The 20,850-nt window shown below is 67.6% G+C and carries 18 protein-coding genes; 10 read left to right on the forward strand and 8 right to left on the reverse strand.

All coding sequences use genetic code 11. The features are described from left to right. Positions 1 to 133 precede the first annotated feature (133 nt). The gene (locus GCU53_RS21315; protein WP_152390008.1) at positions 134 to 1,258 is read left to right on the forward strand and encodes a mechanosensitive ion channel family protein; all 1,125 of its coding nucleotides are present in this window, start codon (positions 134 to 136) and stop codon (positions 1,256 to 1,258) included. A gap of 62 nt (positions 1,259 to 1,320) precedes the next feature. On the opposite strand, the gene GCU53_RS21320 is transcribed toward GCU53_RS21315, so the two are convergent. Together GCU53_RS21320 and GCU53_RS21325 are read right to left on the reverse strand one after the other, a co-directional pair. Then, positions 1,321 to 2,187 carry an isocitrate lyase/PEP mutase family protein gene (locus GCU53_RS21320; RefSeq protein WP_152389361.1) on the reverse strand — a complete coding sequence of 289 codons (867 nt, stop codon included), beginning with the start codon at positions 2,185 to 2,187 and terminating at the stop codon, positions 1,321 to 1,323. A gap of 357 nt (positions 2,188 to 2,544) precedes the next feature. After that, positions 2,545 to 4,560 carry an alkaline phosphatase D family protein gene (locus tag GCU53_RS21325; protein WP_152389362.1) on the reverse strand — a complete coding sequence of 672 codons (2,016 nt, stop codon included), beginning with the start codon at positions 4,558 to 4,560 and terminating at the stop codon, positions 2,545 to 2,547. A 177-nt stretch (positions 4,561 to 4,737) separates the two neighbouring features. Between GCU53_RS21325 and GCU53_RS21330 the strand changes: the two genes are divergently transcribed. Next, positions 4,738 to 5,643, forward strand: a complete 906-nt coding sequence (locus GCU53_RS21330; RefSeq protein ID WP_152389363.1) for a pseudouridine synthase — start codon at positions 4,738 to 4,740, stop codon at positions 5,641 to 5,643. A 39-nt stretch (positions 5,644 to 5,682) separates the two neighbouring features. Here the strand turns inward: GCU53_RS21330 and GCU53_RS21335 are convergent, their stop codons facing one another. Together GCU53_RS21335 and GCU53_RS21340 are read right to left on the reverse strand one after the other, a co-directional pair. Next, complete coding sequence (locus GCU53_RS21335) at positions 5,683 to 6,216, reverse strand: Hsp20/alpha crystallin family protein (RefSeq protein WP_152390009.1); 534 nt, start codon at positions 6,214 to 6,216, stop codon at positions 5,683 to 5,685. 115 nt (positions 6,217 to 6,331) lie between these two features. Then, positions 6,332 to 7,267, reverse strand: a complete 936-nt coding sequence (locus GCU53_RS21340; RefSeq protein ID WP_167520094.1) for an AEC family transporter — start codon at positions 7,265 to 7,267, stop codon at positions 6,332 to 6,334. Positions 7,268 to 7,575: 308 nt separating this feature from the next. Between GCU53_RS21340 and GCU53_RS21345 the strand changes: the two genes are divergently transcribed. After that, entirely contained in the window at positions 7,576 to 7,767 is a 192-nt protein-coding gene (locus GCU53_RS21345) for a 2-hydroxymuconate tautomerase (RefSeq protein WP_152389364.1), read from the forward strand. A 368-nt stretch (positions 7,768 to 8,135) separates the two neighbouring features. Here the strand turns inward: GCU53_RS21345 and GCU53_RS21350 are convergent, their stop codons facing one another. From GCU53_RS21350 to GCU53_RS21360, 3 genes are all read right to left on the reverse strand, one after another. Next, entirely contained in the window at positions 8,136 to 9,266 is a 1,131-nt protein-coding gene (locus GCU53_RS21350; protein ID WP_152389365.1) for a patatin-like phospholipase family protein, read from the reverse strand. A gap of 70 nt (positions 9,267 to 9,336) precedes the next feature. Continuing rightward, positions 9,337 to 10,320 (reverse strand): SDR family oxidoreductase, encoded by a 984-nt coding sequence (locus GCU53_RS21355; RefSeq protein ID WP_152389366.1) that lies wholly within the window; start codon positions 10,318 to 10,320, stop codon positions 9,337 to 9,339. A gap of 119 nt (positions 10,321 to 10,439) precedes the next feature. Beyond that, positions 10,440 to 11,207, reverse strand: coding sequence for an IclR family transcriptional regulator domain-containing protein (locus tag GCU53_RS21360; RefSeq protein WP_152389367.1), 768 nt, complete (start codon positions 11,205 to 11,207; stop codon positions 10,440 to 10,442). Between the two features lie 146 nt (positions 11,208 to 11,353). On the opposite strand from GCU53_RS21360, the gene GCU53_RS21365 reads away from it, so the two are divergent. From GCU53_RS21365 to GCU53_RS21395, 7 genes are all read left to right on the forward strand, one after another. Further along, positions 11,354 to 12,163, forward strand: coding sequence for a shikimate dehydrogenase family protein (locus tag GCU53_RS21365; RefSeq protein ID WP_208845364.1), 810 nt, complete (start codon positions 11,354 to 11,356; stop codon positions 12,161 to 12,163). A 2-nt stretch (positions 12,164 to 12,165) separates the two neighbouring features. Beyond that, positions 12,166 to 13,956, forward strand: coding sequence for an FAD-dependent oxidoreductase (locus tag GCU53_RS21370; RefSeq protein WP_208845366.1), 1,791 nt, complete (start codon positions 12,166 to 12,168; stop codon positions 13,954 to 13,956). After that, positions 13,925 to 14,245: an NIPSNAP family protein gene (locus GCU53_RS21375; RefSeq protein ID WP_208845368.1), complete on the forward strand. Its 321-nt coding sequence runs from the start codon at positions 13,925 to 13,927 to the stop codon at positions 14,243 to 14,245. The genes GCU53_RS21370 and GCU53_RS21375 overlap by 32 nt, the downstream gene beginning before the upstream one ends. Before the next feature lie 111 nt (positions 14,246 to 14,356). Continuing rightward, complete coding sequence (locus GCU53_RS21380; RefSeq protein WP_152389369.1) at positions 14,357 to 16,102, forward strand: FAD-dependent oxidoreductase; 1,746 nt, start codon at positions 14,357 to 14,359, stop codon at positions 16,100 to 16,102. 875 nt (positions 16,103 to 16,977) lie between these two features. Beyond that, complete coding sequence (locus GCU53_RS21385) at positions 16,978 to 18,207, forward strand: calcium-binding protein (protein ID WP_152389370.1); 1,230 nt, start codon at positions 16,978 to 16,980, stop codon at positions 18,205 to 18,207. Between the two features lie 135 nt (positions 18,208 to 18,342). Continuing rightward, complete coding sequence (locus GCU53_RS21390; protein WP_152389371.1) at positions 18,343 to 19,539, forward strand: calcium-binding protein; 1,197 nt, start codon at positions 18,343 to 18,345, stop codon at positions 19,537 to 19,539. Between the two features lie 124 nt (positions 19,540 to 19,663). Further along, positions 19,664 to 19,885, forward strand: coding sequence for a DUF2934 domain-containing protein (locus GCU53_RS21395; RefSeq protein ID WP_208845370.1), 222 nt, complete (start codon positions 19,664 to 19,666; stop codon positions 19,883 to 19,885). 20 nt (positions 19,886 to 19,905) lie between these two features. Here GCU53_RS21395 and GCU53_RS21400 read toward each other — a convergent pair whose 3' ends face one another. Then, a complete protein-coding gene (locus tag GCU53_RS21400; RefSeq protein ID WP_425278156.1) occupies positions 19,906 to 20,838 on the reverse strand; it encodes a helix-turn-helix domain-containing protein in 933 nt (310 codons plus the stop codon). Positions 20,839 to 20,850 lie beyond the last annotated feature (12 nt).

Genomic DNA, 20,850 nt, shown 5'->3' on the forward strand with positions numbered 1-20,850 from the left:
CGGCTGTCGGCGAGGGGAACTTATCAAGGTCGTCGGTCAACGAAAAAAGACCTGCGCCTTTTTCTTTCCCTATCTGATTGCCTTGCTCGGAGGACGCCACGCAATGAATTGGACGGAGCTGAATTGGCAAGAGCTGGACTGGCAGGCAATGCTGAACGAAAGCCTCTGGACGAGCCTCGCCCTGCTGCTGGCCGTGACCCTGGCCAGCTACTGGCTGCTGCGCGGCATTCTCGGCATCGTCAGCCGCCGGATGCGGGCGCTGGCGGCGCGCGGGCGGCTCTACGGCTTCATCGCGGAAATGCTCGCGCATACCAGCCGCCTGCTGGTCTTCGCCTTCTCGCTGCTCATCGGCCTGAAGGTGGTGGAATTGTCGCCGCGCTGGGAGGACATGCTGTCCCACGGCTGGTTCATCGCCCTGGCCTTTCAGCTGGCGCTGTGGCTCGACACCGGCATCCGCCTGTGGATGGACAGCCTGGCCCACAACGGCCGGGCGCGCAATCCGGTGACCACGGCGATCATCGGCATCCTCTTCCGTATCCTGATCTGGGCGATGATGCTGCTGTCGATCCTCGCCAACCTCGGGGTGAACATCACCGCCATGGTCGCCAGCCTGGGGATCGGCGGCATCGCCATCGCCCTGGCGGTGCAGACGGTGCTCGGCGATGTCCTCGCCTCGCTGTCGATCGGCATGGACAAGCCTTTCGAGATCGGCGATTTCGTGGTGTTCGGCGAGGTGGCCGGAACCATCGAGCACATCGGCGTGAAGACCACCCGCATCCGCAGCCTGAGCGGCGAGCAGATCGTCTGCGCCAATTCCGACATGCTGACCAGGACCCTGCACAACTACAAGCGCATGGACACCCGGCGGATCGTGTTCAAGTTCGGCATCGCCTACAACACGCCGGTGGAGAAGGTGCGCGAGGTCGCGGCGCTGGTCCGGCGGATCGTCCAGGGGATCGAGGGCACCCGTTTCGACCGCGCGCATTTCCTGGCCTTCGATGAAAGCCAGCTGACCTTCGAGGTGGTCTACATCGTGCTCAGCGCGGATTACAACCGCTACATGGATATCCAGCAGGAGATCAACCTGGGCCTGCTGCAGGGCCTGCGCGAGATGCAGGTGCAGTTCGCCTTTCCCACGCGCAGTGTCGAGTTCATCGGAGGCGTCCTGCCGCAGGTCAGCGTGGGCGGCCTGCCCTCGGGCAAGCTTGCCGCCAACAACGGCATCGTCCTGAGCGACGGCAGAGGGCAGCAGCAGTGAGACCTTGAAAGGAGCCAGCCCGCGGCGCCCCGAGGGCGCCACGGGACAGGCCCGGGGGAGGGTTATTCCTGGACGTTCATGAACTCGCGCGCCCAGATGCGATATTCATCCAGGGTCGAGTACTTGGTGCAGAGTTCCTTGGCGCTCAGGTCGGACGGGCCGACGCCGCGCTGTTCGCGCAGGCAGTCGTAGGTCGCCTTGATCGCGGCGAAGTAGGCGGCATGCCCGTTCACCACGATGCGCACGCCGTTCTCGGCCAGGCGGGCCATGTCGCGCAGCTTCGGATTGCCGTAGGTGATCAGCATCAACGGCGTATCCGGCAGGTGCCGGGTGATGGCCTCCAGATGCTCGAAGTCCTTGATGCCGATCATGCAGATGCCGTCCGCGCCGGCGGCCTGGTAGGCCTTGGCCCGCTCGATGGTCTCCTCGATGCTGAGCTGCTCGGCGTTGGTACGGGCGATGATGCTCAGCTGCGGATCGATGCGTGCCTCCAGGGCGGCGCGGATCTTGCCCACGGCCTCGTCCAGGGGGATCAGGTCGGTGGTCTTGTGCCCGTACTTGGGCGGCAGCAGGGTGTCTTCCAGGGTCAGCGCGGCGACGCCGGCGCGCTCCAGTTCGGCCACGGTACGCATGGCGTTGATCGCGTTGCCGTAGCCATGGTCGGCATCGGCGATGATCGGCAGGCTGGCCACGCGGCCGATGCGGGTGGCCTGCTCGACGAACTCGCTGAGGGTGATCAGCGCATAGTCCGGGGCGGCGAGCACCTGCAGGGCGGCGACCGAGCCGCCGAGAATGCCGACCTCGAAATTCAGGTCGCCGGCGATCCGCGCCGACATCGGATCGAATACCGAGGCGGCGTCGTAGCAGGTCCTGGATTCCAGCAACGCCCGGAATTGGCGTCTCAAATCGTGCTGAGAAGCAAGGGTCATAGAAAAACTCCTGAAAGGCGGTATGGGGTAGTCGTTATTTTTTTTGAATGGCTCCGGTCTGCCCCGGGCAAACAGCCGGGGTGCCTGGCCTTTTTGGTTTTAATGTCGCAGCGGCTGCGCAAGGGGCCATGCGGACTACTGTTTCGATGGCCAGGGGCTCGCCGTGCCGCTAGGTGCCGGCGGGCCTGATTGTTGTTCTGCTGCCAGGCGGATTTGCTCCGTGCAGGCAGACCCGTTCCGGTCCCTTCATGAAGGGCGGGGGGCTTGACTAAAGTACAGCTTGTTTCGCTTGAAGACGAGCCTTTTTGGCCGCTCTGGTGGCTTTTGGCCTGCCCCGTTCCAGCGTGCGGGATCCTCTCACTCCACCTTGCTGCGGCGCAGCCGAGCGCTTTCGGCGATGCCGCTCTCGGCCTGCTCGGACGCCTGCTGCAGTTCCGCCGAGCGGACGAAGCGGGTCGGCGCCGAACCGTCGGCATTGTGCTGGAGGATGCCGCGAGGGCGGCCCTGGGCGTCGAGCAGCAGCTGGCCAATGCCGGCGCCGTTCCACAGGCGCTCGCCGCGCCGGCCGCGATGGGGAATGCGCGGCACCACCTCCATCCGGCGCCGCTTGGTCAGCCAGTTGAGCGGCGACCAGGGCGCGTATAGCCAGCGGTTGAGGCGGTCGAAGCACTTCAGCAGGCCAGGGGGGAACTCGTTCTTGATGCCGCTGCTGGTGATCTGCCAGATGCGCGGTCCTCCGGCGCGGTAGCGGATCTGCACGTCGTAGGCGAAGGAGTAATGCACGTCGCCCGACAGGATCACGTAGTTGGCCGGGGTGCGCGAGTGGCGGAAGATGTTGAGGATCACCTGCGCCGCGCCGCGGTGTGCCATCCAGTTCTCCGCATCGACCAGCAGCGGGTGCCCGGCCAGGGTGAACAGGCGCTGGACGGCCTCTATCAGCTTGACGCCGAAGACCGGCGCCGGCGAGACGATCACCGCGGCCTGCTCGTCGAGCAACTCCTGCTGCAGCTCGCAGAGGGCCTCCCAGTCCATCAGCCCCGAAGGCCGGCTCAGGTGGATTTCGCTGCGCCAGCGGCGGGTGCGGGTGTCCAGCACGATCAGGGTGGGCGTGGTCGACAACTGGTAGTGCCAGTTCTGGAACTTCAGCAGCTCGTCGATCAGCCCGTCCTGGGCTTCGCAGTCAAGGCATCCGTCGGGGTCCGCGGTCAGCGTCTCGATCTGGTGCAGGAGTTCATGGAAGACATCCGGGTTGTTGCCCCAGCCCTGGCACAGGGCATAGGCGATCAGCGCGTTGCCGATGATGCGCCGGGAGAAGGGATGGCCGTAGGCGGTTTCCTCCCAGCGCGCGGACAGGTTCCAGTCGTCGGTGACGTCGTGGTCGTCGAAGATCATCAGGCACGGCAGATGGGCCAGGGCGCGGGCGGCCTGCGGCAGCTGGGCGCGGAAGGCGTCGAGGGCTTCCTGTTCGCCGGCGTAGCGCTCGGCGAGGGCGGCATCCAGTTCCGGCGGTTCGGGGCGGATCAGCGTCCAGGGCACCGGCGACCAGACCAGCAGGTACATCGCCAGCACCTCGGCGAGGGTGACCAGGTGGTTGTGGGCGTTGGCGGTGGTGAAGACCGGCTTTTCCACACCGCCGAAGAAGCGCTCGCGCAGAGCCTCGGTGGACTTGAAGGCGGGCAGCAGTTCTTCGCGCCGGTAATAGGTCAGCGGATGGACATAGAGCTCGTCGCTATCGGCGACCAGGGCGCCCTCGAGCTGCTCGCCGTAGAGCCCGAGCCGGCGGATCAGCGCATGGATGGCCACCAGCATGGGGCCGGCGACATCGTCCGCGTAGACCTGGTCGCCGCTCAGCATCAGCAGCGCCGGGCGTGCTTGCGGCCGCTCGCGCAGGCCGGCGAGCAGGCTGTCGACCTTGGCCAGGCCGTCCTCGCAGGGGAAGTGTGGCTTGCGGCAGGAACCGTGCAGCAGGTTGTCGAGACGCGACTTGAGCACGAAGTCCGGCCGCTTCGCCCCCTCGTGCAGCAGGTGCGGCGCCCAGTCGGCGATGCCGCTCTGCCGGCCGTCCTCCTCCAGCAGCAGGTCGTATTCGATCGGGATGTCCATGGGCAGCGGCCTGTCCAGCGGCACGTCGATCAGGTGCAGCCAGGCGTGGGTGCCGACGCGCAGGTGGTTGCAGTGCGCCGCGTCGAGTGCGATGAGGCGCTGCTGCGGACCCTGCGGTCCGCTCCAGGCCAGTTGCAGCGACAGCTGCAGCGGCCACGAGCCGACCAGCCAGAGGATCAGGCGCTCTGGGCTCAGCCGGCGCAGCAGCGGGCCGGCGATGACCGGAGGCAGGGGGGAGGTGTCGGGCGGGAGCGGGAGGTCTGTCGGCATGTCTGGCGTGTCGATCCGTGCAGCATGGGGCACTCCCTCGCTCCCGTGCGTGCGGTTCATGGTCGGTGCCGCGCCCGGACGCAGGCTGCGGAGCCGGGCATTATGGCACCCGTGGGCCCTTTGACGTCAGACCCTCGCTGGGGCCTAATGCGCTCCCGCCGCCGGAGTCTTTTCGCCATGTCCCCTGCTTCTGCCGCCAGCCTTCGCCCAAGCGTCCTGCACCTGCCGCGCGGCGACTGGCGTACCGTGCTGGACTGCCTGTGCGCGCACTTTCCGGCGATCGGCCGGGAGGTCTGGCTGGAGCGCATGGGCCGCGGTCGGGTGCTGGACGGCGAGGGGAACGTCCTGGGTCCCGAGCATCCCTACCGCGAGGCGCTGCGCGTCCACTACTTCCGCGAGGTGGCGGCGGAAACGCCGATCCCCTTCGCCGAGGCAGTGCTGCACGTGGACGATCATCTGGTGGTGGCGGACAAGCCGCACTTCCTGCCGGTCGCCCCGGTCGGCGAGTACGTCGAGCAGACCCTGCTGGCGCGTCTGGTGCGCCGCCTCGGCAACCCCGATCTGGTGCCGCTGCACCGCATCGACCGGCTCACCGCCGGACTGGTGCTGTTCTCCTGCAACCCGGAAAGCCGCGGGCGCTATCAGGCGCTGTTCCGCGAGCGGCGGATCCACAAGGTCTACGCGGCCATCGCGCCGGCGCTGCCCGGGCTGAGCTTCCCGCTGCTGCGCCGGACCCGGCTGGTCAAGGGCGAGCCGTTCTTCCTGATGCGCGAGGCCGAGGGCGAGCCGAACAGCGAAACCCGCGTCGAGCTCGGCGAGCGTGCGGGGGACTTGTGGCGCTACGTGCTGTATCCGGTCACCGGCAAGACCCACCAGCTGCGCGTGCACATGGCCGCGCTGGGCGCGGGGATCTGCAACGATCCGCTCTATCCGCGCCTGCTCGAGCGCTCCCGGCGGGAGATCGACGACTATCGCCGGCCGTTGCAGCTGCTGGCGCAGAGCCTGAGCTTCGTCGATCCCCTGTGCGGGCGGGAGCGGCGCTTCGACAGCCGTCTCGCGCTGAGTTTCGATGCCTGCCGCTGAGGCCCGCCGGGAGGCGGGCGGGGCTGGAATGCGGAGCGCTCAGTCGGCCTTGATCTGGATGGTCTTCTCGGCGCTGAGCGCTTCGGCCTTCTTCGGCAGGCTCAGGGTCAGCACGCCCTTGTTGAAGTGCGCCTCGATGCGGTCGGCGTCGACTTCCGCGGGCAGAGCGAAGCTGCGCTGGAAGGAGCCGTAGTAGCGCTCGGCGACGTAGGCGTCCTTCTTCCTGTCCTCGTGCTCTTCCTTCTTCTCGCCGCGGATGGTCAGGCAGCCGCTGGACAGCTTGATCTCGATGTCCTTCTCGTCCAGGCCGGGCAGCTCGGCGGAGATCTCGTAGGCCGCGCCCTTGTCGTTGATGTCCACCGCCGGCATGCCCTGGCTGAACAGCTCCCGTGCCCACTGTGGCTCGCTGTCGAACAGGCTGCGGCTGAAGGGGCTGCGCAGGGCCTTGCGACCGAAGTCGGAGAACAGGTGGTCGACCTGCCGGCGCAGGCGGTCGAGCGGATGCCAGTGTTCCAGGGAATGCCTGCTGTCCTGCGTGCCGCCCGTGGGCCCTTGCTTGTCGCTGTTGATCATTTCCAATCCCTCCCGATGGCGATTGTCCGAAGCGGACAGGCCAAAGCTTAGGCCAGTCTCCATGACCCGCTTCCGGGGGGTGCCGGGAAGCTCCTGTCCCGGCGCGGCTGCGTCATCACAGGTGCGGCTTCATGATGCCGATCAGCAGGCTGATGGTGAAGAAGGACATCAGCGTGGTGAACAGCAGGGCAGCAGCGCAGCGGCCCTCGATGCCGAAGCGCTGGCCGAAGATCGGGTAGATGCTCAGCATGGGCGAGCTGGCGAACATCACCCCGGCCACCATCAGCGCCGGGTCCACGCCCGGCAGCAGCGAGAAGAGCAGGAACACCGCCAGCGGGTGCAGGATCAGCTTGCCCGCGGCGATCATCGGCAGCCCGGCGAACAGGCCTTTCAGCTTCAGGCCGTAGAGCGAGCCGCCGATCACGAACAGCGCCACCGGCGCCGAGGCCGCGGCGAGCATCTCCACCACCTTGCCCGGAATCGCCGGCAGGCGCGCCTCCAGGAGGGACAACAGCAGGCCGCTCAGCATGGCGAGGATCAGCGGCGTCCGGGCCAGGCGCTTGGCCGTCTCGCGCAGCACCTTGGCGGTGGAACCCTGCTGCCGGCCGGCCTCGGCGAGGATCAGGCTGAGCGGAATGATCAGCAGGTTCTCCACCAGCATGTTCAGCGCCAGGCCGATGGCCGCCGCCGGGCCGAGCAGCATGGCGACGATGGGGTAGCCGACGAAGCCGCTGTTGGAGACAGCCATGCCCAGGGCGGTGATGGCGCCGGTGGTCAGGGGCTCGCGGCGCAGCCTGAGAGCAAGCAGCAGGCCGAGCAGGTAGACCGCCAGGGAGCCCAGGGTGTAGGCCAGCATGTATTGCCAGTTCATCACCTCCTGGAAGGCGTTGTTCGACAACGCCTTGAGCACCAGCGCCGGCAGGGCGAAGGTGATGACGAAGCTGCCGAGACCACGGATCTGTTCGCGGCTGATCACATCGAAGCGGACGGCGAAGAAGCCGAGCCCGATCAGGATGAAGATGGGCGTGGTGATGGAGAGGATCTGCAGCACGGCTGACTACCTTGGTGGGATGGCGAGGAGGGAAGGGGCAGGGGTGCTTGCAGATTGTACTGACCGGTTCAAGCCGGTGCGTCAAAGGAACCCCCCGTAGTGTTCGTTTAGCGAACACATATGGCGGCGCGCCATGAGCTCCTCAGAAATTATTTAGTTGACAGACATCGTATCTCATTGGAGGCTGCTCGCAACCGGCAGGCAATGCCGGCTCTAGCGAGCGGGAAAGGCGTCTCGCTTGATTTATAACCCAGGCTGCCTTGCCGCGCCGCATGGCGAAGTGGCAGCTCTTCTGGAGTAGTCATCCTATGCCCATCGTCCATGTACACCTCATCGAAGGCCCCAGCCGCGAGCAGAAGGAATCCATGATCCGCGAAGTCAGTCAGGCCATCTCCCGCTCGCTGGACTCTCCCATGGAGCGGATCCGGGTGATCATCCACGAGATCCCCAAGACCGACTTCGGCATCGCCGGCGAGCCGGCCAGCAAGCTCAGGCCCTGAGGGGAACCCGCAGCGTGCAGGCGGGCCGGGGAGGCGGGCCTGTCTCCCCCGGCATCGCGGCGCACCGGCTGTGCAGGGCCATGGTTTCAGGTTCCCGGAAAGGCTTCCTGGCCAGAGGAGGTCCCATGAAAGCGATGACCTGCGACCGCTACCATAGCGGCCGGCAGCCGTCTGGAGATCCCCGTGGCCTGGGTGTTTCCCCTGGAGCAGGCGGGGCCGCCACGCTACGAGGTAGGAGCCATGCGGATCTGCGCGAGGCCAAAGCCTTCATCGAGACGGCGTTCGGGCGCTACGAGTCCAATTACGAGGAAGTGATCCGCAGGCCCGTTCCCGTCCGCGCCTCGGGCGGACGGGGTCGCCGTCCGCGCTCAGGAGATATCCGCGCCCTGGAGTTCCCTGGACTCGCCGCCGCTGAAGGTCCGCACGACGAACTCTCCCGGGGCGGCACGCCGGCTGCCCAGCTCCTGCAGGGCCCGCGCCATGTCCGCACGGCCGCTTTCCCAGCGCTCGGTCAGCACCGGCCGGGAGAAGTCGAACGCCCGAAGTTCGGTATCGTGGGGCACGCTGGTGTGGCTGAGCAGCAGCAGTGTGGTGCCACCGCCAAGCTTTTCTCCCTCCGCCAGGGCCGGCGCCAGGGCGGGGTCCGTGCGCACTTCCGCCGGAAGCCTGTCGCCGAGCAGGCGCAGCTGGCGGCGCAGCTCATGGACCTGTCTCAGGTTCTTCAGCGCCTTCCACGTCTGGGACGAGAGCAACAGTTCGAGCTGCCGGTCGACCGCCTGTCCGACGGTGTGCACCCCATCGTTCTGCCGGCGCAGCAGATCCAGCGCGATGCACAACCGGTCCTCCGCGACATGCTCCTCCAGCGTGGCCTCCAGGGGCAGGTTCGAGGACATGGCGCCGTCGACCAGCAGGCGGCCAGCGATCTCGACGGGCGGAAAGAAGGGCAGGAAGCCGCAGCTCGCCAGCAGGTGGTCGACCTCGATCGGCCCCTCGGTGGTGTCGAAGCGCACCTCCTCGCCGCTGTGGGCGTCCACGGTGACGACGATCATCCGGGTCTCGCCGCTGTTCAGCCGGCCGAAGTCGACGGCCTTTTTCAGCTGCTCGCGCAAGGGGCTGAGGTCGTAGAGGCTTTTGTCGGTGGGCATGCCCGGCAGCATCGACAGGGCGCCCGGAAAGCGTGGATGGTAGATGCCCGCGCTGCCGAGGAGGGCGCATTGCATGATGCGCGCCCGGCCGCTGTCCAGCGCCGTCGACCAGTAGGCCGGCCCCAGGACCCAGGCGGCCATGTCCTGCGAAACCATCGCCCAGAAGCGACGCAGGCTGTCCACGCGCTTTTCCGGCGGATTGCCGGCGATGAGCGCGGCATTGATCGCGCCGGTGGAAACGGCGACGAATTGCCCCGGATACAGGCCGCGTTGATGCAGCGTCTCGTAGGCGCCGGCCTCGTAGGCGCCGAGTGCGTTGCCTCCGGCCAGGATGAGCGTGATCCGATCGGTCATGGTGAGCTCCTTGGGGCGATCCCCCGGCTCAGGCCGGGGTGACGGAATGGAGGGTCGGTATCGGGCGTGTCTAGCTTCCGTGGCCGGCCCTGCGGCGCCAGAGCAGGATGCCGAGCGGCAGGCCGATCAGGGCCAGGGCCAGCAGCGAGGGCACGCCGCCGTTGTTCGGCCCCTTGCGCCAGCCGCCACGCACGGTATGCCCGTCGTACATCGGTTCGAACAGGGTGCCGCTGCTCTCCTTGCCCGGTTCGCCGGCGAGAAAGCCACGCGGGGAGAGCTGGGCGCCGAGCCGCGTCATCAGTTGGGGCGCGAGGCGTTGCAGCAGGGCGGCCGCGCGTCCGGCCCCGCCGACGACGACCTCGGCACGCGGCTGCCGGACCAGGTCCACGACCGTGCGGGCGACCTTCTCCGGCGTGTAGACCGGCGGCGCGGCGCGCACCCGGTGATGGCTGAAGTTGGCCGCATGCTCGAAGAAGGGCGTATCGATGACCGCGGGCAGGACGGTACAGACGTGGATGCCCCGCTGGTCCCACACTTCCTGGCGCAGTGCCTCGGAAAAGCCGCGCACGGCGAACTTGCTGGTGGCGTAGGCGGTGGAGTCCGGCTGGGCGAGGACCCCGGCGATGGAGGCGTTGTTGATCAGGATGCCGTGGCCCTGGGCGCGGAACTGGCGTATCGCCGCCCTGGCGCCGTACATGTAGCCGAAGACGTTGGTCTCGATCACCCGGCGCCAGATTTCGGAGGGGATGTCCTCCAGCCGGCCGAACACGCCCACGCCGGCGTTGTTGAACCACACGTCGATCCGGCCGAAGCGGACGATGGCCTGGCGTGCCAGCTTTTCGACGTCCTCCTCGCACGTCACGTCGGTGCCCAGGGCGAAGGCGCTGCCGCCCAGCTCCCGGCACTTGCGCGCTACCTCCTCGAGCATCTCCGTGCGCCGGGCGGCGAGCAGGAGCCTGGCGCCGCGCTCGGCAAAGGCATAGGCGGAGGCGCGGCCGATGCCGCTCGACGCTCCGGTGATGACGACGACTGTCCCGCTGGAGATCGGATTCATGGCGTTCCCTCGGCTTGAGCGCTTGGGCGGTTACGGCCTGCTTGCTGAGAGAGAGCGATTCCGCGAGAAGTTCAAAGGCGTGCGCGATTGGCTGACGGCCTGTCGGCCGCAGAGGGGCCTCAGAGAATCGGCTTGAGCAGGGCCTGGGCTTCGTACAGGGCGGGCAGGTAACGCTCGCGCATCTCCTCCGGGCTCATCCGCGAGGCATGGGTGGTCAGCGTCAGGCTGGCCTTCAGCTGCCCCTCGCGGTCGCGCAGCGGCACGCCCAGCACGCGCATGCCCACTTCGTATTCCTGGTCCACCAGTGCATGACCGAGTTCGCCGATCCGGGCGATCTCGGCCCTGATCGCCTCCGCCGAGGTCCGGGTGTAGGGCGTCAGGGCGCGCAGCTCGACCCGCGCGAAGTAGGCGTCCAGCGCCGTGGCGTCCAGCGCGGCCAGCCACAGCCGGCCGCTCGCCGTGCAGTACATCGGCACCCGCGAGCCGGGGCGGATCGACAGCGAGGCGACGTGGCTGTAGCGGCTGCGCACGATGTGCACGATGTCGTCGCCGTCGCGCACCCCCACCGAGACATGCTCCTGGGTATTGCGCGCCACCTGCTCGACGATCGGCCGCAGCATGCGCGGCAGCTGCGCCGAATCCACGTAGGCCTGGCCGATGCGCAGGGCCTTGGCGGTCAGCCAATAGTGGCGCCCGTCGGTCTCGGCGAAGCCGTCGTGGACCAGGGTCAGCAGAAAGCGCCGCACCGCGCTCGGCGTCAGTCCGGAAAGGCTGGCCGCCTGCGGCACGCTGAGGCGCGGATGGCGCTCGGAGAACAGCTGCATCAGGGCCAGGCCCTTCTGCAGGCCGACGATCAGGTCGCGGGAGTGGATGACGGGCTGTTTCATGGAGGCGGAAGGTATTTTGCCGATTCGGTGCGATTATCGCAGTGTAAGCGCGATTAACAAATAAAACGGCGAACAGGAACCTTGTTCCGGAAATTGCGGATGGCACAGGATGGCTCCCACAACAAATCCAAGAACTGGAGGCCCGCATGATTCGTGGTTCCACCGCCCTGGTCGGCATCGTCGGTTCGCCGATCGCCCAGGTCAAATCCCCGGAAAACTTCAACGCCTGGTTCGCCGGGCACGGACAGGACCTGGCGATGCTGCCCATCGACCTGCAGGAGCAATCCCTGGACGCCTTCCTTGCCACCCTGCGCGGCTGGAAGAACCTGCGCGGCTGCGTGGTCACCGTGCCCTACAAGCAACTGCTCGCCACCCGCCTGGACGCCGTCAGCGAGCGCTCGGCGGCGCTGCGCTCGGTCAACGTGATCCGCCGCGAGGCGGACGGCCGCCTGGTCGGCGACATCGTCGACGGCGAGGGCTTTCTCGACGCGGCGCGTCGGCACCGCTTCGAGCCCCGCGGCAAGCGCGCCTTGGTGGTCGGCTCCGGCGGGGTCGGCAGTGCCATCGCCTATTCCCTGTGCCAGGGCGGGGTGAGCCGACTGGCCATCGCCGACCTCAGCGCCGAGCGCGTCGAGAGCCTCTGCGCGCTGCTGCGCCAGGCCTTCCCGGACATCGCCATCGGCGGCGGCTACGCTTCGCTCACCGACTTCGACCTGGTGGTCAACGCCTCCCCGGTGGGCATGGGCGACAGCGGCGAGCTGCCGCTGCCGGAAAGCCTGCTGGAAAGCCTGCCGAAGCAATGCCTGGTCGCCGATGTGGTGACCTCGCCGGAGATCACCCCGCTGCTCGCGCTTGCCCGGCGCATGGGCTGCGCAGTGCAGACCGGCCCGGAAATGGCCCGCGCCCAGCTCGGCAACCTCGGCCATTTCATGGGCGTCACGCCCCTGGATATCTGACGATGAACACAGCTATGCACCTGTCCAGTACAGGCCCGACGGACACCTGCGCGCAGACCTACGACGTCATAGTGCTCGGCAGCGGCGCCGCGGGTTTCGCCGCGGCGGTCAGCGCCGCCTGCCAGGGCCTCAGGGTTCTGCTGGTGGAGAAGGCCGCCACCTTCGGCGGCACCTCGGCGATCTCCGGCGGTGCCGTGTGGATCCACGACAGCGACCAGGCGCGGGCGGCCGGCATCCATGTCCCGGCCGAGCAGACGCGCACCTATCTGAAGGCGGTCATCGGCAAGGGCTACAGGCCCGAGCTGGTCGACGCCTTCCTCGCGCGCGGCCGCGAGGCGCTGGGCTTTCTCGAGCGCCACAGCGAGCTGAAGTACAGCCTGCGGGCGCTCTCCCCGGACTACTACCCGGACCTGCCCGGCGGCACCGAAACCGGCCGTGCGCTGGAAATCGCCGAGTACGACGGGCGCCGCCTCGGCGCGCGCTTCCAGGACCTGCGCAGGCCGCCGGACGGCATGCTGCTGTTCGGCGGGATGATGGTCAACCGCGTCGACATCCAGCATTTCCTCGGCATCAAGCGTTCGCCCAAATCGTTCTGGCACTGCCTCAAGCTGCTGGCGCGCTACGGCGTCGGCCGCCTGAGCCAGCCGCGCGGCACGCGCCTCACGGTCGGCAATGCCTTGATCGCGCGCCTGGCCAGCACCGCCTTTGCCAAGGGGGTGGCGCTCTGGCTGAATGCGCGCACGGAATCCCTGATCGTCGAGGACGGCAGGGTCGAGGGCGTGCTGATCGACTACGCCGGGCAACGCCGGCGCGTGCTGGCCCGCGGCGGGGTGGTGCTGGCCTGCGGCGGCTTCGCCGCCGGTCCGCAGGCCGCCGCCTACCGGCCGGAGACCGATGCCGAGCACTGGAGCATGTCGCCGGAGACCAACGTCGGCGATGGCCTGAGCCTGGCCGCCGCGGTGAATGCCGCCACCGGCGAGGATCTGGCGGCCAGCTTCTTCTGGGCACCGGTGTCGGTGCTGCGCAAGCCGGACGGCAGCCTGGAGCGCTTCCCGCATCTGGTCACCGACCGGGCCAAGCCGGGGGTGATCGCCGTCAACCGCGCCGGGCGGCGCTTCGTCAACGAGTCCGACTCCTATCACCGCTTCGTCGAGGCCATGTTCGCCGACGGCGGCGCCAACGCGCCCTGCTGGCTGATCTGCGATGCCGAGGCGATGAACCGGTACGGCATGGGCCTGGCCCGGCCCAAACCGGTCGACAACGCGGCGCTGGTCGAGGCCGGCTACCTGCACCGCGCGGACGGCATCGCCGGGCTGGCGCGCAGCATCGGCGTGGACGCCGCCGGCCTGCAGCGGACCCTGGAGCGCTACAACGCCGACGCCCGGCACAACCTCGACCGGGAATTCGGCAAGGGCGGCAACGCCTACAACCGCTACATGGGCGACCCGCTGCACCAGCCCAATCCCTGCATCGCGCCGTTGGACAGGGCGCCGTACTACGCGATCCGCGTCGACACCGGCGACCTCGGTTCGGGGCGCGGCCTGCTGACCGACGCCCGGGCCAATGTGCTGGATCGCGCCGGCCAGCCGATCGCCGGGCTCTACGCCGCCGGCAACGAGATGAATTCGATCATGGACGGCACCTATCCGGGCCCCGGCATCACCCTGGGCCCGGGCCTGACCTTCGGCTACATCGCCGCCTGCGATATCGCCGAGCGCCTGAGCGGCAACACTTCGCACGCAACCCAACCTGGAGAAGCCCATGTACTACGAACTGCGCACCTACACCATTAAACCGACCAAGCTGGCCGACTGGCTGGCCCTCTACAAGAGCGATGCGTTGCCGCTGCAGACGGAGGTCCTCGGCAAGCTGGTCGGCTTCTTCGTCACCGAGTTCGGCGGCGCCAACCAGGTGGTGCACATCTGGGCCTACGAGAGCCTGGACGACCGTCAGGCGCGCCGCGGCAGGATGGCCGCCGACCCGCGCTGGCTGGAGTTCAGCCGCAAGAACAAGGAGCTGGACGCGGTGATGAACCTCGAGTCGCGGCTGATGCGCCCGACCGACTTCTCGCCGTTGCAGTGACGACCCGGCCCCGCCAGCGGGGCCGAACACCCGGCGAAGATGCCGATGTCCGCCGCATGCGGGCAGGGGATCGGCTTGCCCCCCGATCACGACAACAAGAAGGAGATCGCCATGCACAGTGTCGACAGCCAGCCCTTGCCCGAGTACTGCGACGTGCTGGTCCTGGGTTCGGGCGCCGCCGGCCTCGCCGCGGCGGTGACCGCTGCCGAACACGGCCTCGAGGTGGTGGTGGCGGAGAAGGAGCCGTTTCTCGGCGGCACCAGCGCCTGGTCGGGCGGCTGGCTGTGGATTCCGCGTAATCCCCTGGCCATTGCCGAGGGCATGGTCGAGGACACCGAGCAGCCGAAGACCTACCTGCGCAGCGAATTGCACACAGACTGCCTGGACGAGCGGATGGAGGCCTTTCTGGATCAGGGGCCGCGGATGGTCGAGTTCTTCCAGCAGCGTACCGCCGTGCAGTTCTTCTCCGGCAGCCGGATGCCGGACTTCCACGACTCGCCCGGTTCCGTCCGCGGCGGCCGCTCGCTCTGCGCCCAGCCGTTCGACGGCCGCCAGCTCGGCCCCTGGCTCGACAGGCTGCGCCCGCCGCTGGACCTGATCAGCCTGGCCGGCATGGGCATCGCCGGCGGCGCCGACCTGGCGCACTTCTTCAACGCCCGCCGCTCGCCGCGCTCGGCGCTGTATGCCGGCAAGCGCCTGCTGCGGCATTTCCGCGACCTGCTTGCGCATGGCCGCGGCCTGCATCTGGTCAATGGCAACGCGCTGGTGGCGCGGTTGCTGAAGAGCGCTCTGGAGCGCCGGGTGCGCCTGTTCACCGAGGCGCCGGCGCGCGGCCTGCTGCGCGACGGCGAGGCGGTGGTCGGCGCGCGGATCGAGCGGGGTGGGGCGCTGGTCGAGGTTCGCGCCCGCCGCGGCGTGGTGCTGGCCTGCGGCGGCTTCTCCCACGACCAGCGGCGTATCGCCCAGCTGTTCGCCCATGCGCCGCACGGCACCGAGCATCTCTCGGCGGCGCCCAAGGGCAACACCGGCGATGGCCTGCGCCTGGGCGAGAGCGTCGGCGGGCGGGTCGCCACCGATCTGGCCAGCCCTGCGGCCTGGGCGCCGGTGTCGCGGGTGCCGCGCGCCGACGGCGGCTTCAGCGGCTTCCCGCACCTGCTCGAGCGCGCCAAGCCCGGCTTCATCGCCGTGCGCCGCGATGGCCGGCGCTTCGTCAACGAGGCCGACTCCTATCACGATTTCATGAACGCCCTGTTCGCCGCCACGCCGGAAGGCGAGGTGGCGCAGGCCTGGCTGATCGGCGATCACCGGGCGCAGCGCCGCTACGGCCTCGGCTGGTCGCGGCCGTTTCCGTTCCCGACCCGGCCCTGGGTGCGCAAGGGCTATCTGCACCAGGCCGACAGCCTGAGCGGGCTGGCCCGCCAGTGCGGCATCGACGCCCGCCAGCTGGAGGCCACGGTGGCGGCCTTCAACGCCGCCGCGGCGCAGGGCGTCGACCCCGAATTCGGGCGCGGCGCCTCGGCCTACAACAAGGCCCAGGGCGAGGTGCTGCACGGCCCGAACCCGGCGCTTGGCGCGCTCGTCCAGGCCCCGTTCTATGCGGTGAGGCTGGTGCCCGGCAGCCTCGGCACCTTCGCCGGACTGCGCACCGACGCCGGCGCCCGGGTGCTCGGGGAGGACGGTGCGCCGATTCCCGGCCTGTACGCGGTGGGCAACGACATGGCCAGCGTGATGAACGGCCACTACCCGAGCGGCGGAATCACCCTGGGGCCGGGCATGACCTTCGGCTACATCGCCGGCCGGGCCCTGGCCGGGCAGTCGGTGCTGGCACCGGCAAGGGCGCATCCGGCCAGCGCCTGAGCGGTGCGGGCATGGATAAAAACAATCTGGGTACCGGCGGGAAATCATTTTGTTGGGCAGAACGGATGTCTCATCCTCCCGAATCCGGATCATGCGGGGCGGATAAGCGCTGCGCAGTTTCGTATGCATCGAAATATCGGGATACCGTTTCACAAGAATAACTGCTGATTCTTTTTATAATGAAGGGGGCCGAGTGAAAATTGATTGCTGATTTAAAGTGGACAGTTTAATCATGCATTGTCATTGATATTGTCGACACTTCGAGCGAGCAATCTGAACCGAGGCGCTCATGTCGCTTGAGTCCGGGCGGCAGACCATTGCATCGAGTCGCTTCCGAACTTGAAGCGGGGATTCCGATCCTCGACAGGTACTGGCGAGGCCGGCTCGCTGTGGCCGCCTTGTCAGGCCATGCGGTTGTCGCAGAAGCTCGCCGGGCCCCTCGCCACACGCCATGGGCCGGGCTCTTGGGGCGCGCCGAGACGTTGCCTGTCGAGCAGCCGCCTTTCCGTTCGCCGGCCTGAAACGGATCCGTTTGCTGCATCAACTTTGTAATGGGCATGGCGGCAAGTTACCGGAGCGCTCGAGGGCGGTGGAGTTTGCGATCGCCGGTAAATAACCAGGCCATCAATGCCGGATCTGGCGACTGGTTGTAGTGGTCCGGGTGGCGCCCGTCATTCCGATTCGCTGCTGACCAGTTGTCGCCCGAGTCCGCTGGGGTTGCAACTTTGCGATGTTCGTCAATATCCGATCTATGCCTGGTGTCTCTTGGGTGACATTGTCGAGACGCTGGCAGATTGTTTGTCGGGAACGTTATGGGTTGGGATTTCCAGTAGTCGAGTAACTTCCTGGATTGATCGAATAGGGAGTGCGAAAGCATGACTGACTATTACGGTACCGATGGCGACGACACCATCAATGCCGGTGACGACGACGACCGCCTCTATGGTCGCGCCGGGAACGACCGCCTCTACGGCGGCTCCGGCCACGACTGGCTCTGGGGTGAGGACGGCCATGACAGGCTCTATGGCGGTGACGATAGCGACCGGCTCGACGGCGGTTCCGGCAACGACCGGCTTGATGGCGGCCAGGGTGACGACCTGCTCTACGGTAGCTACGGCAGCGACCGCCTCTACGGTCGGGCCGGCCACGACTGGCTCTATGGCGAGGACGGCAACGACCGGCTCTATGGCGGCGAAGGCGACGACCGGCTGGAGGGCGGCGAGGGTGACGATCTGCTGCAGGGCGAGGACGGAAACGACTGGTTTGACGGCGGCAGAGGCAATGACCGGCTCTACGGCGGCGCCGGCAACGACGTCCTCAACGATGGTGGAAACGGCGACGACCTGATCTACGGCGATACCGGCGACGACCTGCTCTACGGTGGCTACGACAACGACCGGCTCTATGGCGGGGACGACAACGATTCGCTCTACGGCGAGGACGGCGACGACCGGCTCGATGGCGGCGAAGGCAACGACCGGCTGGAAAGCGGGGATGGCAACGACCGGCTCTACGGCGGCAACGGCCACGACTGGTTCGACGGCGGCAGAGGCAACGACCGGCTCTACGGCGGCGCCGGCAACGACTTCCTCAACGATGGCGGCAACGGCGACGACCTGATCTACGGCGGTACCGGCAACGACCAACTCTACGGCGGCTACGACAACGACCGGCTCTACGGCGAGGACGACAACGACTGGCTCTACGGCGAGGACGGCAACGACCGGCTCGAGGGCGGCGACGGCGACGACCGGCTCTATGGCGGCAATGACGTCGACTGGCTCGAAGGCGGGGATGGCAACGATCGCTTCGTCTATAGCGCCCTCACCGATACGGGCCTGGACAGCGGCAGTTGGGACGTCATCAACGCCTTCACCCGGGGTGCCGACAAGATCGACCTGTCGGCGCTGGATGCCGATACCGCCACGTCCGGCGACGATGCCTTCACCGTCTTCCTCGACAGCCAGGAGGATTTCTCCGGGGCTGGCCAGCTGAAATTCGACGGCGGGGTGCTCTACGGCAACGTGAATGGGGATGACTCGGCCGATTTCGCCATTGCCGTTACCGGCGTCGGCAGTCTTTCTCTGGCGGATGTGATCGCCTGAGCCAGAAGGGCAACCTTCTTGGTTTCGCGGCCGCTTTTTACTGCTGGGCCGGCACTGCCAGGCTTGACGCTTGTCGGTGCCGGCAGCGGATGACCGGCAAAACACCTCCTGGTTTAGCGAGTAGGGAGAGTGGACATGACCCATAACCTGATCGTCGGCACCGACGGCGACGACGTCCTCGAGGGGACCGGCGCCGGCGATACCATCGATGCCCTCAAGGGCGACGACATCCTCGACGGCCGCGCCGGCAACGACACGCTCAGAGGCGGCAGCGGCAACGACCGCCTCGATGGCGGCCGGGGCAGCGATCTGCTCTATGGCGGCGAGGGCGACGACTGGCTGCAGGGCCGCAGCGGCAACGACCGCCTCTACGGCGGCAAGGGCAACGACCAGCTCGACGGCGGCGACGGAGAGGATACGCTGGAGGGCCACACCGGCAATGACAGCCTCTACGGCGGCAGGGGCAGCGACCGGCTCTTCGGCAACGCCGGGGACGACCGGCTCGATGGCGGCCCCGGAGCCGACACCCTGAGCGGGGGAACCGGCAGCGACACTTATGTGGTCGACGATCCCGGCGATGTGATCGTCGAAACCGATACCTACGGCGATCTCGAGACCGTCTTCTCCAGCGTCAGCCATACCCTGGGCGACTTCCAGGAGTGGCTCGTCCTGACCGGCAGCGCGGACATCGACGGCACCGGCAACGATCTGGGCAACGAGCTGACCGGCAACCACGGCAACAACGTGCTGGATGCCGGCAAGGGCAACGACGTCCTCAACGGCAGTCTCGGCGACGACATCCTCCACGGCGGCGATGGCGACGACTGGCTGTACGGGGACGACTGGCTGATCAGCGACGAGGGCAACGACCGGCTTTATGCCGGTGCCGGTGACGACAGCCTCAACGGCGGCACCGGCAACGACTGGCTCGAGGGTGGCGACGGCAACGACTGGTTCAACGCCGGCACCGGCGACGACGTCCTGGTGGGCGGTGCCGGCAAGGACCGGCTGAACGATCCCTCCGGCCGGGACCTTTTCGTCTTCAACGCCCTCACCGATACGGGCCTGGACAGCGAAACCTGGGACGTGATCTCCGGTTTTGCCCGCGGAGAGGACAAGATCGACCTCTCCGCGCTGGATGCGGACATGGGCACGCCGGAAAACGACGCCTTCATCGGCTTCATCGACAGCCAGGAGGATTTCACCGAAGCCGGACAGCTGAAATTCGACGGCGGAGTGCTCTACGGCAACGTGAATGGAGATGGCTCGGCCGATTTCGCCATCGAACTCCTCGGGATCGACAGCCTGTCGCTCGACGATGTGATCGCCTGACCCGGAAGGGTTGCGCCACGCCTGGTGCAGGCTCGCCAGGCCTGGTCGGGCGGCTCCGGAGCCTCGGGCTCCGATACGACGGCTTGTCCGCAAGCCCGGCAACCTCAAGGGAGGACGGATGAACATGACTCACGACGAACCGCGCATTCGCGAGCGGGCCTATCGGATCTGGGAGTCGGAAGGCTGCCCGGAAGGGCAGGAGATGAAGCACTGGTGCGAGGCGTGCGAGCAGATAGAGGCCGAGGACGCTGCCGCACGGACTTCGGAAGAAACCCGGGAGACCGCTTCGGGCGGTATCGAAAGCGGCGTCGCGCCGCCCATGCCCGACCGGCAGGGTGAGCCCTGAGCCGGACCGGTCGCGACGGATCAGCCGGTTGCCGTTCCCACCGACCCCGCGCGGCCGGCCGGCAGGCCGGGAAGTTGCCCGAGCCGTCGGCGGTATTCGCTGGGCGTCTCATGCATTTCATGGCGGAAGTGGCGGTTGAAGTTCGACAGGTTGCCGTAGCCGACCTGAAAGCAGATGTCCGCGATCGACTGCCGGCTTTGCAGCAGCAGGCGGCAGGCCCGCTGGATGCGCAGCTTGCGGATCAGGTCGACGAAGGTGTGCCCGGTCGTGCGCTTGAAGAAGCGCGAGAAGGCCGGCTCGCTCATCTGCAGGCGCTGGGCAATGACCGACAGGCGGATCTCGCCGGCCAGATCGGCCAGGATGTAGTCGAACACCTGATTGATTCGCCTGGTCGTCAGGCTGTCCAGCAGGGGCGAGTAATGAGGGCTGGCCAGCGCGCGGCTCTCGTCGGCGCCGGCCCGGGCCAGGGTGTCCAGGAGCGACAGAAACAGCACCAGGCGCCCGAGGCCGTCCGTCTGCCCGATGGCCTCGAGCAACCGGGCGGCACTACGGGCCGTCTCGCCCGTGAACTCGACGCCCTGCCGGGCCCGCTCGAACAGGGGCTGCAGATCGCCCAGTTCTGGCAGGCTTTCGCGCAGCCTCAGCAGACTTTCCCCGTCGAACTGCAGGACCACATCGCGTCCCCGGATGCATTGCCCCGGCGCCAGATCGCTGATCCAGTCGTGGGGCAGCCCGGGGCCCATCAGCGCCACGTGGCCGGGGCCGAAGTGGCCGATATGATCCCCGGCGAGCAGCTTGCCGGTGCCTCGACGGATCAGGTGAATCTCGAACTCGGGGTGATGATTCCAGCGTGCCAATGGGAAGGGATAATCGTGCTCGTACCAGCGGAAGCTGTGCTGCGGCTCGTTGAGGATCACCTCGAGATCCGAGGGCCTTCCACCGAATTCGCTCATCATCATCACCCG

Origin of the sequence: Azotobacter salinestris, from assembly GCF_009363155.1 — a bacterium.
Classification (GTDB): domain Bacteria; phylum Pseudomonadota; class Gammaproteobacteria; order Pseudomonadales; family Pseudomonadaceae; genus Azotobacter; species Azotobacter salinestris.